This is a genomic window from Mojavia sp., assembly GCF_059505145.1.
Window position 1 is genome coordinate 27,723 of sequence record NZ_JCACKA010000086.1, and the last position, 15,116, is coordinate 42,838.

The 15,116-nt window shown below is 41.7% G+C and carries 15 protein-coding genes and 1 pseudogene; 10 read left to right on the forward strand and 6 right to left on the reverse strand.

All coding sequences use genetic code 11. The features are described from left to right. Positions 1–280: 280 nt before the first annotated feature. The 5 genes and pseudogenes from AC5JL8_RS25305 to AC5JL8_RS25325 form a co-directional block, all read right to left on the reverse strand. Positions 281–1,668, reverse strand: a pseudogene (locus AC5JL8_RS25305) (IS4 family transposase). 346 nt (positions 1,669–2,014) lie between these two features. Next, positions 2,015–2,158: a hypothetical protein gene (locus tag AC5JL8_RS25310; RefSeq protein ID WP_495882435.1), complete on the reverse strand. Its 144-nt coding sequence runs from the start codon at positions 2,156–2,158 to the stop codon at positions 2,015–2,017. A 13-nt stretch (positions 2,159–2,171) separates the two neighbouring features. Next, positions 2,172–3,068: a prohibitin family protein gene (locus tag AC5JL8_RS25315; protein ID WP_495882468.1), complete on the reverse strand. Its 897-nt coding sequence runs from the start codon at positions 3,066–3,068 to the stop codon at positions 2,172–2,174. Positions 3,069–4,368: 1,300 nt separating this feature from the next. Further along, positions 4,369–4,506 carry a hypothetical protein gene (locus tag AC5JL8_RS25320; protein ID WP_495882436.1) on the reverse strand — a complete coding sequence of 46 codons (138 nt, stop codon included), beginning with the start codon at positions 4,504–4,506 and terminating at the stop codon, positions 4,369–4,371. Between the two features lie 4 nt (positions 4,507–4,510). Then, a complete protein-coding gene (locus AC5JL8_RS25325) occupies positions 4,511–4,918 on the reverse strand; it encodes a hypothetical protein (RefSeq protein ID WP_495882437.1) in 408 nt (135 codons plus the stop codon). Positions 4,919–5,330: 412 nt separating this feature from the next. Here AC5JL8_RS25325 and AC5JL8_RS25330 point away from each other — a divergent pair, with 412 nt between their 5' ends. The 9 genes from AC5JL8_RS25330 (at position 5,331) to AC5JL8_RS25370 (ending at position 14,153) form a co-directional block, all read left to right on the forward strand. Further along, the gene (locus AC5JL8_RS25330) at positions 5,331–5,678 is read left to right on the forward strand and encodes a DUF4870 domain-containing protein (protein ID WP_495882438.1); all 348 of its coding nucleotides are present in this window, start codon (positions 5,331–5,333) and stop codon (positions 5,676–5,678) included. An 832-nt stretch (positions 5,679–6,510) separates the two neighbouring features. Continuing rightward, positions 6,511–8,256 (forward strand): hypothetical protein, encoded by a 1,746-nt coding sequence (locus AC5JL8_RS25335; protein WP_495882439.1) that lies wholly within the window; start codon positions 6,511–6,513, stop codon positions 8,254–8,256. An 88-nt stretch (positions 8,257–8,344) separates the two neighbouring features. Continuing rightward, the gene (locus AC5JL8_RS25340; protein WP_495882440.1) at positions 8,345–8,491 is read left to right on the forward strand and encodes a hypothetical protein; all 147 of its coding nucleotides are present in this window, start codon (positions 8,345–8,347) and stop codon (positions 8,489–8,491) included. Between the two features lie 36 nt (positions 8,492–8,527). Then, positions 8,528–9,499, forward strand: coding sequence for an alpha/beta hydrolase family protein (locus AC5JL8_RS25345; RefSeq protein WP_495882441.1), 972 nt, complete (start codon positions 8,528–8,530; stop codon positions 9,497–9,499). 561 nt (positions 9,500–10,060) lie between these two features. Continuing rightward, positions 10,061–11,755 carry a beta strand repeat-containing protein gene (locus AC5JL8_RS25350; RefSeq protein ID WP_495882442.1) on the forward strand — a complete coding sequence of 565 codons (1,695 nt, stop codon included), beginning with the start codon at positions 10,061–10,063 and terminating at the stop codon, positions 11,753–11,755. A gap of 178 nt (positions 11,756–11,933) precedes the next feature. Continuing rightward, positions 11,934–12,086, forward strand: a complete 153-nt coding sequence (locus AC5JL8_RS25355) for a tetratricopeptide repeat protein (RefSeq protein ID WP_495882469.1) — start codon at positions 11,934–11,936, stop codon at positions 12,084–12,086. A 107-nt stretch (positions 12,087–12,193) separates the two neighbouring features. Continuing rightward, on the forward strand, positions 12,194–12,490 hold the full coding sequence (locus tag AC5JL8_RS25360) for a hypothetical protein (protein WP_495882443.1): 297 nt from the start codon (positions 12,194–12,196) through the stop codon (positions 12,488–12,490). A 213-nt stretch (positions 12,491–12,703) separates the two neighbouring features. Next, a complete protein-coding gene (locus AC5JL8_RS25365) occupies positions 12,704–13,606 on the forward strand; it encodes a helix-turn-helix transcriptional regulator (RefSeq protein WP_495882444.1) in 903 nt (300 codons plus the stop codon). Between the two features lie 130 nt (positions 13,607–13,736). Continuing rightward, positions 13,737–14,153 (forward strand): nuclear transport factor 2 family protein, encoded by a 417-nt coding sequence (locus AC5JL8_RS25370; RefSeq protein WP_495882445.1) that lies wholly within the window; start codon positions 13,737–13,739, stop codon positions 14,151–14,153. A gap of 71 nt (positions 14,154–14,224) precedes the next feature. Here AC5JL8_RS25370 and AC5JL8_RS25375 read toward each other — a convergent pair whose 3' ends face one another. Continuing rightward, positions 14,225–14,371: a hypothetical protein gene (locus tag AC5JL8_RS25375; protein WP_495882446.1), complete on the reverse strand. Its 147-nt coding sequence runs from the start codon at positions 14,369–14,371 to the stop codon at positions 14,225–14,227. 287 nt (positions 14,372–14,658) lie between these two features. Between AC5JL8_RS25375 and AC5JL8_RS25380 the strand changes: the two genes are divergently transcribed. Next, the gene (locus AC5JL8_RS25380) at positions 14,659–14,934 is read left to right on the forward strand and encodes an HU family DNA-binding protein (RefSeq protein ID WP_495882470.1); all 276 of its coding nucleotides are present in this window, start codon (positions 14,659–14,661) and stop codon (positions 14,932–14,934) included. The last annotated feature ends 182 nt before the right edge of the window (positions 14,935–15,116 follow it).

The following is a 15,116-nucleotide window of genomic DNA, read 5'->3' on the forward strand; positions in this document are numbered from 1 at the left end:
CTCGTCTGGAATTGGACGAGAAATACGCACCGTGTCGAGAGCGATTGTGCTTCTTAGGCACTTTACAAACTAAAGCCTACGACTTCATTGCAGACTTCATCTGACCAATTTAAGCAGGGGTGCAGAGGCAGGGAGGGGGTAAGGGGGAAAAAATCTTGAAAATTGTTGCCTCCTGTATCCCTGCAATCTGATCGCAAGAAAGTGAATAAACTCTTTGAAACTGCCGTTAAATTCCTTATCGCCCACTAAACCCCTCCATTTATGGATCTGACTTTTCCCGTTAAGTTTCATTTGCAAGCTGCCAGCCTTCACAAAGGTCGTGCAATTTTAACCAACCTCGCCACAGTACTTGGATACCAATGGGCGTTTTACGTCGATGTTCGAGATAGCCACCAAGCCGAGCAACGGCTTCAACTGCCCAACTAACTGTTAGCACTTTGGGAAATTTAGGGGACTTAGCTTTTAAAATCTTGAGTTCAAGGGGATTGAGAATTTTAGTTGCCGGAGAATCGGGCTGAGTGCGGTGGAGATAAGTTAATTGCAACAGTTCAACAGCAATGACACTCAAGAAACCGATAAGAGTCTTCATCCCATCAGCAGCAAGCCTGTATTTTTCTACCTGACATCCCGAAAAAGAAAATTTTATGGTATTCTTCGACACGCCAGCGATAAGAGTACCAGCGCAAAACCATTGAAGCTGTCTCGATATCTGCAACAACTTCTGTAGTAAGCAATATCCACTCAACAGGGGTTTCACCTTCGGGGCAATCAATTTCTGTGGCATATACAGCATACACAGCTAGCGGGTCACGATTATCAAAACGGTAAGGAATACGGAGATTAACAGCACAGAATCTGATAGCCAGTTTTGTTTGGCGTTCTGGACGCTTTTGAGTCGCTGGTAATTCGATTTTTTGTTCAAAACTAATGGGTTGTGCTTTTAGCTTCGACCACAGATGTTCACTATTGGAATCTAAACTGCGGTTATGAGCCGCGCGAACCAGAACTCCAGTGTGTTGAAGTTGACGAGTTTTATCAAAAACTTCTGTGATATCACCAACAGGAGTCGAAAACATGGATCACTCGTGTTTGCTGACTTACAAGGTTTTCAACCCAAGTGAGTGCTTCTACCCACTTATAAGATTCTTTCTGTTCAAGCGGGTGATTTCGGGCTTCTTTACGAGCTGCTACTTGTCGTTGTTTCTTCTGCGTTGGGGTTTCATCTTGTAGTGGTTTCGGCTTTGGCTCCCGATTCCATAGTTTTTGCCACAACAAGCCCAAGGATTGACCATTCTGCGGTTCTATAGCCAAAGCACTGTGCAATATTAGACCGTTTCCTCCCTTACCAATTGGGCCGTAACCTTCTTTTTTCGCCTCAATACTGCCATAACCCTTGAAAAGTCGTGTCTCCAATGCACAGCACCACCTTGTGTTCTGCAACAGTCTCCGCCGTCATTTGGCAGTGCGGTTCAATCACGCTGGAAAATTGTACTTTTGGGTTGGCAAAAACTCATAGGCTCTCTTCAGCATTGTTCCACTGTTGAAGATTTCTGACAGCGCTTTCCCAAATCCTTGGCTTAGAGCGTAGCCTATCAACATTGCGCGCTCATTCAATCGGCGATCGCCCAGTTCTAGGGTTGCAAAATTCTTCTCCCACCAGTCCAGCATTGCTCGTTACCTTTAGCACCCGATTTCAATTACTCTCCCACAAAGTGCGATCGCCAAAGGTCACAGCGCAGATAAGTAGGTCGATGTTAAAAATTGTCGTTATGACAAGGCAGGAGGCAGAGGGCAGAAGGCAAAAGGGAAGAGGGTTTTAGGTAACTTTACTTTTCGTTACATACTTCGGTTTATTTGCACCGTTCTACTTATAGAGTTTAAAAAGGCTAAAGAAATAGTTGGGCGAGGCTGGTATCCTATTGTTTTGGTCAATAGCAAGACAAATTGACCCGACAGCAAAGGTGATGCTAGGGCGTGTTTGTGCTTTTGGGAGCAACTGAAAGTCGTCAACAAATTAACCCATCCACTGCACCCAATCAGGAGCAGCCGCAACCAACCGACCAAATTTTTCCGGTTCCACCTCATCAAACTCCACCATTACCCCCCATCGCTGATCACTGGTTAGGGTACTGAGGAATCCTTTAACTGTTAACTGCATCAAACCCTTATGATTAACGCTTTACAGAGCTTGTATCTGGCTGAAGAAGAATTGGCATCCCTCCCTGCCCAGAACCGACAATAATGATTTTAGAGTTTTGAGATTGGGCAAGTTTTTGAGTGGCTTCAATTGCTCGTAGCTGCAATACTTGAGTGCTTAATCCACTGGAAATTATCTTTTGTGAGTCGGCAATACCTTGAGCTTCAATGCGCTTGCGCTGGGATTCCTGGCGCTCTTTCTCAAGAATAAACTTCATCTGCTGACTTTCTTGTTCAGCTTTGAGTTTATTTTGAATCGCTGCCTGAAGCTCTGGTGGCATTTTGACGTTTCGCAATAGTGTTTCCTCGACAACAAAACCTAACGGTGGTAACTGTTGGGTTAGCTGTTCGTCAAGTTTTTGAGCAATTTCTTCCCGTTTGCTTGAATAAATCTCAGTAGCCGGATACTTCGCAGTGATAGCACGTATAGTTGAACGAAAGCGTGAAATAACTAACTGAGTTTCATCTGTACCAATATTTTTATATACTGTTGCAGCTTTTTTAGGGTCAAGTTTGTACTGAAGACCAACATCAAGATTCAAGCTCAAACCTTCTTGAGAAGTAGAATCTACATTTTCTTTGACATCCTTAAGCCGAGTTGAGAAATTTAAAACTTTAGCAAATGGATTAACAATATGAATGCCAGGGTCTAATACATCATCAGATACCTCACCAAAAAAGTTGATAACACCGACGTTACCTGGAGGAACGATTGCTAAAACTCGAAACACTGTAACTAAGCCAGCAATACTAGCGATGAGTATGGTAATACCACGTATAATTAGACGACTGCGCTCACTGGATATGCTACTGGAGCTAAAGTAAACCAGAATCGCCACTAAGCTTGCAAGCAGGGAAACTATAAAACCCATAATTGTCATTTGAGTTAGATGTAACGTGATTGTGTTGTACTGCCTAGCCACCTTTCACGACGATATAAACAAATTCAGTCTGTTTTATTTTCGCCGCTTGTCGATCTGCCTTCGCTCATCATTTCTGATGCCATAGTTTCCGACTACCCCTAGTAGTTTGTTAACTACTAAATTCATGATTGGAAACGGGGAACCCATCCACCGCAATGCCTCCGGGAGCTTTGCCTCAACGATAAATATTTAAGCCAAGCTACTTATTTTTCTTGAATGAGTTGCAGACTTAACCAGTCACTAAGTTCATAGGCCAGCCAGTCTAACTCAATCTCCGAGAGTAAGCCACCTCCACCAATTGTGAACTTTTTAGTTCCAGCCCAAATATTTATCAGCAAGACAAAGAAACTACACCTACTGTCAGTAATTTTTTGACTTTATTATTACCCATAAGTTTACCTTGCTCTAGTATGGGAGATCTAAACCAAATAAAATGCCCTGCCGTCAATGCGCGACCTCGGTAGCAAACAAGAGTAACTTAGATGTGTTTCCCCTAATTACGTAAGGTCTTCCATTCCACTATTCTTTTTAGCGACATCATTTAGAGATACAAAATACCCAGAAAAATCTCCAAAAATTTGAGTATAAATTGGGGGTTAAGGATAAAGTCAGCAGACTCAGAAGTTAACTTGTAGTTCTCAAAAAACTTAAAACTGAATTCAAAGCTGTCTATTCCAAAATTTCTGGTAGCATTTGTCAGGTTTAAAACAGTAATATATGTTAGATAAAATTGATGGGCACTGCAATATTCAGTCAGCATTCTAAGAAGTACAAGTAGAATCCAAATCAAATACTGTAAGCTTTCAGTGCTAATAGCAGCCCCGAAGTTTAGCCAATCACAAATAAAGTTAATAGCTATTTATTATTTAACAAATAGGCGCATAAAATTATCTGAAAAAATGCAATCAAAATTTACATAGGTTTCCTTTCTGGTAGAGTTATATATGTGTGTATTATGACATCAATTCAGAACTCAGATTTTTCGTAGAAAGCTGAAATATTTACAAAACTTGAGAATAGGAATTATCTAGCCATTGGTGTCAACTTAAGCAAAAACAAAGAGGTGGAGGGAGCAAGGCGTTCAAGCGTTAAATCTTCATGAAATCAGCAGAGGGAGAGGAAAGTGCCAGAGGAGAAAAGAAAATTATTTTAATTGGCTGTTAAATAGCTAAAACCCTTACAAGATAGAGAATATCCGCCTGAAAACATTTTCTTATTCTTGTGTTTCCTTCCAAGCGCTTGCCCAGCTTCAATGCCCTGCCATCTCACTTGCATCGCATTGCTCTTGTCTACATAAGGCGTGGATGGGCCAGCCTCGGTTTTCGATATCTTTGTGGGCGTAAATAATTGCATAAGCCCAAGGTTGCCTGACGGACAGTGCTTTCATATTGCTAAAACTCCAATAGCTGGATGTATGCGTCCAATGCTGCGTAGACGCGTAAGCGGCTTGTCGCAGACATCGCTGGGTGAGGATGAGGCTGAGACTTCAGCCCATTGCAGATAACCGCAGTAGCTCCCTGTTCACCAAAAGTGAATCCAATGCTGGAGTGTCGAGCTGCGCAGTGGTTGATAATGGTCAGCAAGATGAAATTGAGTTGTTGTAGAGTAAAGCCCTGTCCATTTTCTAAGCGCCAAGCAAAGTTTTCAGTAGTAATCAACCGCCAAGCATCGGTTGATTCACACTTTTCTACTGCTGGTAGGATTCGGACTTTAAATTTAAAATCGTGATTAGTTGTTTGGCATTCGTCAGGTGCAAGGGTGGCCCAAGAGTGAAGAAGTTTTTGGTATGTTGCACTCATGTTGTCAATCCTCAAAATGTTGAATTGTGTGCTTGCGTTGTTCCTGTTCTTCCTTCAGCCATTGTCGTGCGATTCCCTTGGGGTCAATTTCATGACCATTTTTTGAATTGAATTGATTTGACTTTGCGCTTCCGTCCAGTGCGATCGCAGTAACATCTGCGGCTTTATGAACTTTTGTAAAAATTTGGGATTTTCACGAAAAATCTGAGTTTTGAATTGATGTCATAGTACATGGATATGTATAACGTCTAATGAAGAGAATACTTTTATAAAGTTTAATCGCGTTATTTAATACTTTTAGTTAAGGCTGCTGGGTCTATACTTTCAAACCCAATTTAATACTCAAATATTTGTAGAATTGTCAAAATATTTTGTATCTCTAAAACACCTAGCTAATAAAAATAATAATCAAATGGAAGACCTGACGCAACGCAAAATCTTATCTGCTCTAAGTCATGGAGCAATATTTTTTAGCTCTACAATAGTTTCGATTGGAATACCAATTGCAATTTTGTTAATTAGTAAAGATACAGTAGTTAAAGAAAATGCTAAAGAAGCTTTAAATTTTCACGTAACCTTTTACATATATTTATTTATATCTATATTGTTATGTATTGTAGTTATTGGATATCTTTTATTAATTGTGTTAATAATAGCCAGTTTTATCATGCCAATTATTGCGATTGCCAAAGTTTTAAGCCAGCCAAATATGCCGTACCGTTATCCATCGATTTTTCATTTTTTTATTAATATAAATTAACCTGACTGTAACGTTATTTAAATTGTTAATCATACACAGGAATGTTTTCATGTTTCGAGTTAATAAACTAATAGAATTTACTGATGCTAGCTTAGAAGAATACCAGATTTTTTACAGACACAAGTTATATCTAATTGTTAAGTATTAAATAACTATTAACATAATTTGTGATTGACTAAGCTCTATTACTATTCGTGGAGTATTGCAATGTTTGGTTGCAGGTTAAATCATTGGGGCAGTGTCTTAGGTATTGCAATGTGTGCCAGCATTTCTGGTGCGAATTGTGCAATCGCTCAAATTAGCTCGGATGGCATTTTGCCTATTAACTCTAACGTTAATAAACAAGTACCCTGATTGAGAGTTCAGTTGAAGGAAGAGATGCTACTGGAAAGGGTCTCGTTGAGCAAGGAGATGCTGGCAACATCTCCATTCAAGCAGGCGGTAACGTTTCTTTTATAGATAGTACTAGTATCGCAAACTCTACCACTGGTCAGAAGAATGTTGGCAACGTCTCTATTCAAGCAGGCGGTAACGTTTTTTTGAGAATGAGAGTGAAATTGTTAACAGCACCTTTGGAGAGGGGAATGCTGGCAACGTCTTTATTCAAGCAAATGGGGATGTTTTTTTCGTAAATAGTTTCATCAAGAGCGGCACACAAGGCGGGGGTAAGGGAGGTGATATCCAAATTCAGGCGCGATCAATTTCTCTTACTGACGGTGCTGAATTTATAGCCGTAACCCAAGGAAGCAAAAATGCTGGAAATATTCAAATTGAAGCAAAAGATTCTGTTACTATTTCTGGGGTTAATAGTGTAGAACAATTCTCTAGTGGATTGTTTACAAATACTGATGAAGGAGCTAGTGGTAAGGGCGGTAATATAACAGTACGCACAGGTGCGTTATATATATTAGATGGAGCAGTTTTGAGTGCTATAAGCAGAAGTGACTTTGATGGGGGAGATATCACAGTTGACGTAAACACCCTTGAAATTACTGGTGGACAAATAGTTACAAATGCTTTTAGTCAAGGGAATGCAGGCAACATTACAGCAAATGTCTCACAAATCCGATTAAGTGGCTCTTCAAGTGGTTTATTTGCTCAGACAACTAATATAGGTTCGGCTGGAAATATAACTCTCCAACCTAATGGGCAAGAACAAAGCTTAATGGCTAATTTCTTTGACAGAGCGCAGATATCAGTTTCAACTTCAGGTAGTGGTTATGGAGGAAATCTTAAAGTCTTTGCACCTGAGTCCATCACTTTCAGTGGTAATGGCACTTTAGCCGCCGCATCTGAAGTTACTGCTAGTGGGCAAGCTGGAAATTTGTTTTTTAATACCGAAAATCTCACTATTGCTAATGGAATGCAAGTTTCAGCAGCTACTAATTCTGTTAATGCCGCAGCTAGTGGTGGTAATCTAACTGTGCAAGCTACACAATTGAACCTTACAGAAGGCAGCAGCTTAGAAGCTGGAACGACAGGACTTGCACCAAGTGGAAACTTGACAATTCAACCCAATGGTAACAGGAAAACCTTAGCTGTAAACTTCACCCAAGGAGCAACGGTATCAGCTGCTAGCTCAGGTAGTGGTCAAGGAGGAATCCTGAATGTCACAGCCCCTGAATCTATTACCCTCACTGGTGATGGCTCGCTAATTACTGCTGAGACAACAGGACAAGGAGCAGGTGGTGATTTGACGCTGACAACAGGAAAATTAGCAGTTGAGAATGGGGCGAAAATAACTGTCAGTAGTACAGGCTCAGGGCGTGCGGGTGACTTAAAAATTCATGCTAACTCTGTATATTTAAATAACAATGCCAAAATTACTGCTGACACTACAGGAGGTGGCGGAAATATTTTTGTGCGCTCCCCCTGGTTATTATTACGCAATCAAAGTTCTATCACCACCAATGCCAAAGGCCCTGGCATACCTGGTGGCAACATCGCTATTGATGCACTAGATGGCTTTATCATTGTTGTTCCTAACGAGGATAGTGATATTAGTGCCAATTCTGCTGACTCTCGTGGTGGAAATGTCGAAATCAGCGCTCAAGGAATCTTTGGGATTCAGCGTCGCAATACATCGACTCCAAAAAGCGACATCACTGCAACAGGAGCAAGTCCTCAATTTAACGGCACAATAGAACTCAACACACCTGGTATCGACCCCAACAGTGGCTTAGTGGAGCTACCCACAATACAAGTAGACACTGAAGTAGCCCAAGTCTGCGATTCTGCGGGTTATGCTCAAAGCAGTTTTGTCATCACCGGACGCGGTGGTTTACCTTCCAATCCTACGAAAGATGTTGCGGCTCCTGATGGAGTAGAAGTAGGTTGGGTATCGCTCAAACCAAGAGGCGATGCTAAAGGCGGGCTACGCCTACGCAACGAGCAATCCGTTATTACTAAGCCAATTAGCAATATGCCAGAACGTATTGTAGAAGCAAGTGGGTGGTCGGTGAATAATAAAGGAGAAGTGGTACTCACAGCTAATGTACCCAACACCAGCCGTAGTTCATGGCACAATGCTACAGCTTGCAATGTTCCTCACCGCTCACAAGTAAAAACGCACATATAGCGCTCCCTCAGATCAAGAACAGCTTACCTCAACAAATAGCGCACACTCTTGGTGCCATTTCCCTTAGCCCCAAGGGGAGATGGCATTGATGAACAAACCTGTTGAATTGTTATACCAGTCTGAGTGCGATTGCATCTTTGACAAGAGCGCGATCGCCTTGCCAACCCAACAATTCATTCCATCCATTGCACCTTGCGGGGCAATCGCAATCAATTTATCAAAACTAATCTTTTAGAATTAACTTCACTAACTCTTGTAATATTTATCTACCATGCCTATCTACGGCCCAGATGTAATTAATTTTGAAGGGGTGAATGGCGATCGCTACTGGTTTTACGAGCCTTTTGCTTATACTGGGATAGCTGATATTGATGAGCGATTAAGTGGCTTTCCTGTTGCTGTGTTTTTACCACAGAATCGACCTGTAGAGCATACGCCTCTGGTAATTGGTTTACAAGGGATGTGTGCCCCTTATGGCTGGAACGCCTTCATTGTGCCAACTTTGACACAGATGGGGATAGCTGTAGCTTTATTCGATACACCTTTGTCCGGTGAGCGTAGCCTAGTACGTAGTTTCACCGCTGTAGTAGAAAATGAGATTAAACCATTGATTGAGCGGGATGTCTGCTTTGACACTAAGCTACTGCTGCATATCTTTCAACAGATTGCAGTTGACATTGCTAGAATACGTAACTTCTGCTGTGAACGCTACGGCATCAGTGATAGTCGTTTGGCTTTGTTTGGAGTCAGTATGGGAGTTTTACAAGCAGCCTATGCCTTTAATGCTAATGGTCTTGGAGAGCGACTGCTGGGAACAATTGGTCATGCTAATCTTCAATCTTTTGCTCAAAGTTGGGGACACTGGTTTTTACCAGAATTAGCAGCTTCACCCTTTGGTGGACTAGCAGAAGTAATTTTGCAGCGAGTCAAACCAGAAATCAAACCTTTAGTTAAGATCTTACAGTTAGCCAATAATCTCAAATACCCTGACGAACATAGTAATGCCTGCAACCCAATGACTTATATTGAGCGGGTTCAGCCGACACGTCGAGTTCGCTTTCTGGTTGGTGCTAACGACGGGCTTGTCAGCAAACAAGATGCTATTGAATGTGCCAAGTGTTTTGGTGATGGTGCTTGTTATGTAGTTCCTGGCATGGGACATGGCACTCATAAATGGGGAGCTTCTTTCGTTGACCATGTGCGCTATTTTTTAGTAACACAGTTAGCTGATTGGCGAAATTAAAAAACCTGAATTGATTGAAATTTACTCTGCTCAACTACTTCAAGCTTAATTAGATAAATACCAGAAACTTTTCTAACTACGTTTTTAAGTAAGTTATTAAATATACAATTACATGATCAAATACTAATAAATTTATTTTCCGCCGAGTATATGAACTTTTGTAATAGTTTGAAATCTACGCGAAAAATCTAATTATCGAATTGATAACACAATAGAGGCAAAAAGTCAGATGAGCAGTGTGAATTTGTCTAGCTGTTTGTCTCAACTTGTGAACCTCATTTAAATCTCAAAAAATAATAAGTTTTGAATTCATCAAGTAGGAGGAATTTTATAGCAAGGTACTTCTACAGTAGTATGGGTAACGATCAAGAAAAATCTAAGGCTTTTTTGGGCGGGCGAGGCAATCATCTGACTGGTTGTACTCGGTGGAAATCTGAAGGGTTGACATCCGTGTTGAGCATTATTCACTAAAGTTCAGTCGTAAAAATGGAATCGCTTTGGCTCATGTTTTGAAATTTTTGTTCAAGCTTTACAGGACATCAAATATAAGGATGAATTCGTATGAGTAAACTGAAAATTCCTCCCAATATTATCGGTACAGATAATGCCGACCTAATTCAAGGTATTGACGAGAATGTCGATTATCAACAAAACGACATTGAATTTATTGGTATTCAAGTTTTAACCAATGGCATCATTGATACTCGTTCGGGAGACGACACTATCAATGGTGAAGGTCGGGGTTCTTATTCTTCAAAGGGAACTGGTATTTCTAATAGCGGCACCATCAAGACTGGTTCGGGAAATGATACGATCACAGGCACAGGTAATGGTTGGAGTTCTGGCCCTTTAAGCGGAACTGGTATTTTCAATAGCGGTACCATAGAGACTGGTTTGGGAAACGACACCATCATTGGTAAGGGTGACGCTGCTGGTTCTTCAAGCGGAACTGGTATTTTCAATAGCGGTACGATAAAGACTGGCTTGGAAAATGACACTATCCTTGGTGAAGGTGAGGGTGGTTTTGGTTTTTCAAACGGAGTTGGTATTGACAATAGCGGTACCATAGAGACTGGTTCGGGCAACGATACGATCACAGGCACAGGTAATGGCGGCGGTGCCCCTAAGTACTATGCGCCAGGAATCGGCATCCTTAACACTACCACAGGCATCATCAGTGCTGGAGGAGGAAATGATACGATCACAGGCACAGGTCAGGGTGGTGACACTAAAGGTATAGGTATCTCAAATCAAGGCAAGATTAGTGGAGATGCAGGCAGCGACAATATCAAAGGCATCGGCATAGGAGAATTTTATGGGGGAGATGGCATTGGAATTTTAAGCAGTGGTAGTATCAGTGGCGGTACGGGAAATGATTCACTCATGGGCACTGGCACTGGCGGTGATGACATCTTTGGTGGTACAGGTGGAGATGGAATCGGCATCTCCAACACGGGCAAGATTGATGGGAATGCAGGAAAAGACTCTATTGTCGGGACTGGAACAGGCGTTCAAGTAAGTTACATCTTAGGTGATCGTACTAACGTTGGTGGAGATGGAATCGGCATCTCCAACACGGGCAGCATCAGTGGTGGTTCAGAAGATGATTTAATTTCTGGTATTGGCACAGGAGGCAAAGGAGCGCAGGATAATGGATTTGAGGGCAATTTTGTAGGCCCTGGTGGTGAAGGTATAGGTATTGCTAACACCTCCGAACTGAGTGCTGGCAATGGAAACGATGTCCTGACGGGAATCGGTATTGGCGGAATAGGTAAGCCTGGCTCAAACGGGCGTGGAGTCGGCATCTCCAATACAGGTACAGGTCGTATCAGCGCAGGTAACGGCAATGACCAAATTATAGGCTACGGCACTACTGTAGGAATCGAGGGTAATGGTGTCAATGTCGTTGGCATTGATGGTGGGACTGGTGATGATTTGTTCAAAGCAAGGAAAATCAGCGGTTTAAACGCTCAAGACAATCCGATTGAAAGTGCCAATCAAGATGGAGCTGTTGCCAATATCTTTATCAGCGCAGGCAACGGAAACGACTCCTTTGACCTTGGATTCGGTAGTGCCAAGTTAAGTGGTGGTCAAGGCTACGATACCTTACTGCTTCCAGTTCTCGGTACTGGCAGCTATAGCATTGGAAAACCTGATGTCAATGGCTGGTTGCAGATTACGAATACTGCGAGTGTGAATGTCTTATCAGTTAGCAGCATTGAACATATCTTATCTGGTGGAGTTACTCTTGTTTAACGTGATCTCGACGCTTTGAAAAAGGAACAAAAAAGGCACTCGTCTGGAATTCAACGAAAATACGCACCATGTCGAGAGCGATTGCACTTCTCCCTAAAGTGCAATCATCTGATTACACCTCACAAGCTAAAGTCTACGGCTCCATTGTAGACTTCGGCTGACCAAATCAAGTGATGCTATATCTTTTACTGGTTTAGGGAATATTTATCAACAACAAGCGAATTTCGATGAAGCAATTAACTACTATCAAAAAGCTTTAGTTTTAGCTCCTAATTGTAATACTTACTTTGGTTTAGCTACCTGTTTTACTGCACAAAAAAAATCTAGATGAAGCTATTAATTACTTAACTCAAGGACTAAAAATGGAAACGTCGAGAAGGCAGTAATTGGGTAGCAATATCTAATAGCCCAACTTCTCAGAGTGCTTATCATCAACAAATGTTTGCCCGATGGATAACTTCTGTAGTTACCGAGCTTCCTAATAATTGTGTTTATGCCCCTGTGGTATTCCCTATAGCTAAATGGTTAGGAGTTAATAATTGTTCAGCACCCGTTTTTCAAGGTGTACCTGCACTGTTGCAAACGATGGTTAACTGTCCTGAGTGTTTAACACAAATGCAAGTGCAGGCGATAGCTCTTGCTGTTGCTAATTATAAGCTCCCTGAAAATACTACCCCAACGCCTAAACCAATTCCCAAACCAAAGCTCGTTAAACGTCAAGATTCTAGCAGTTGAGTGTTGCTGCTTTATTGTTCAAGCAAAAATTAAATAGACTTATATAGCAGTATGATTTAGATAAACTAACATAACAGTCAGATTATCAATTTGCTTTTAACAGACTTCGGATAATTATCTACATTGTTTAATTTCTTAATAATCATAAGCAAGCTGAACAAGAGATATTGTGATTGGATAGAATTTAGGCAAGCAATTGAAATCAAGATAACAGTGAGTGTTCCTGCTCAAAACAAGCTGGCTTTAATCCTTCCAAGATCGCCGATTTTAATGAGTGACGGCTCAAATTGGGCAAACATTCACTTTGCCCACTTTCAGCAACCTCCGTGTGAGGTGCCGGAGCATGTATCGTCTCGACATACCGTTTGTATGAATGTCGGCAAGCCTGTGCGACTGGAGCAAGTCGTTGATGGACAAGGCAAGGTGGTTGACTCAATCCCAGGAGATTTGGCAATTTATCCGGCTGATCTAAGCCAACAGTTTTGTTGGCACAAAGAAGCTGAGTTTTTCAATCTGTTTTTAGAACCGTCATTTGTGACTCAAGTCGGTTATGAGGTGTTTGGCAGCGATCGCTTAGAACTGATTCCCCATCTGGCGACCTTAGTTGATCCATTAGTACAACAGATTGGCTTTGCGCTCTCTACATCGCTAGAGATTGATAGAGAAAACAGCAGTTTATATGCTGATGCGATGGGCTATGCACTGGTTGTCCATCTTTTAGCTCGATATTCAACTCATTCACGCCAAATGAAACCGATTGCAGGCGCCTTGACTCAAACACAATTGAAGTCCGTGATTGATTTCATGAATGCAAACCTGGATAAAAACATTAACTTGGCTTGTTTGGCAAAGATTGTGCAATTGAGTCCTTATCATTTTGCTCACTTGTTCAAAAAATCAACCAATACATCACCTCATCAATATATAATTCGTTGCCGGATTGAACGAGCTAAACAACTGATAGCGCTCGGAGATTTGTCAATTGCGACAATTGCTCAGATCCTTGGTTTTGCCAGCCAAGGACATTTCACCTACCATTTTAAAAAGCTTGTAGGAGTAACGCCCAAAGTTTATTCGCAGCGCACAACAAACCCGCCAGAACCGCAAGAACATTGAAGACGAGCGCAAGAACATTGAAGCAAAGCGGTCAAAGATTTCTGCATACTGAATCTGTAATCGTTAAAAACTAGTTTGACGATTGTCAAATGCTGCAACGCCACAATTTGTATCAAAGGAAGAAATTGCTATGTCTATCGATAATATTGAGACAACTCGTCGTTTGTTCAAAGCGGTTGAAGAACGCGATGTAGCTGGAGTGCTTGCCGCTTACGATCCTTCTATTGTCATCCGCGATGCTGCATCACTACCTTATGGTGGTGTTCATTACGGCCTCAAAGGGGCAAAACAACACATTGAAGGTGCAGCTCAAACCTGGAATCATCTCCAACCGCAAGCACAAAGAAAGATGGATGCTGTGTTTCTCAATGCAGGCGAGTATGTCGTCGTCCTCTGGCGGCTCAAAGGCTTGGAAGTCAGTAGCGACAGAACACTCGATTTGCCAGTCGCAAGCGTTTATAAAATGCGCGGCGGTAAAATTATTGAATCCCAGATGTTTTACTCCGATACTGTTGCGATCCGACAATTTCTAGCGGGCAATATCTGAAATTGCAAACAAAGCGTAAGTTTCCATATTCTTAAGCGACTTTTGAGTAAAGCTTTGCTCCAGCAGCACTCTCAAGAAGCGATCGCTGTGATTCTAGCAGGTGTGTAACCATCTTGCTTGCAAAAAACCAGCCACAGATCAATGCAAAAGTCCATGTTTGAGTTAGTAGCCCCAAAACCCAGGAGCTTTTGGGTTGCTGGGGGGAGGCGATTGCTCATGGGATAAGCTAATCTTCATTGATTTTTCCAGACTGATTCGGTTGTAGTAAGCGGCTCTATCCTGATTTTATGCAATTTAAATGCTCATTAGCTTAGTATCCAAACAAAGTGATCGCCTTGCTTAAAAAACTTGCAGAAGTTGACAGATGTTCCCAGATAGCATTGCTATTTTGCTGTTTGTGTATTGTCAATTTTCGTATGTTGCTTGATTTTTATTCCTTTTTTCCCTTTTCTGGCAGGAAATAGTGATGCTAGATTTCCTTTATTTAAATGCTTCGAGGTAATTTATAAATAAAGGTGAATTAGTAGATGCTGTGGCAGCCAAGGCGAACATTACAAAAAAGCAAGCATTGGAAGTAATCAGTGCTTTTTTAGAAGTCGTGACCGAAGCTGTAGCTAATGGTGAGAAGGTAACGCTCGTAGGGTTTGGCTCATTCGAGCGACGCGAACGCTCTAAGCGTTCAGGGCGTAATCCCAAAACCAATGAGTCAATGACTATTCGGGCTACAAAAGTGCCTGCGTTTTCTGCTGGCAAGCTGTTTCGGGAAAAAGTCGCACCATAAGTGGTAACTGTCAAATCGTAAATGTTACAGATGGCGATCGCCACTTGCGACACTGTGCGCTTGTTGTGAGCGCGCTTATCCAGATTTTTGCATACCACCCAACTCGGCAGACTTGAATTTAGAACTTACGCATTGACAAGAAAGACAATAAATGCATAAGGAGAATGTAGAAAAAAACAAGC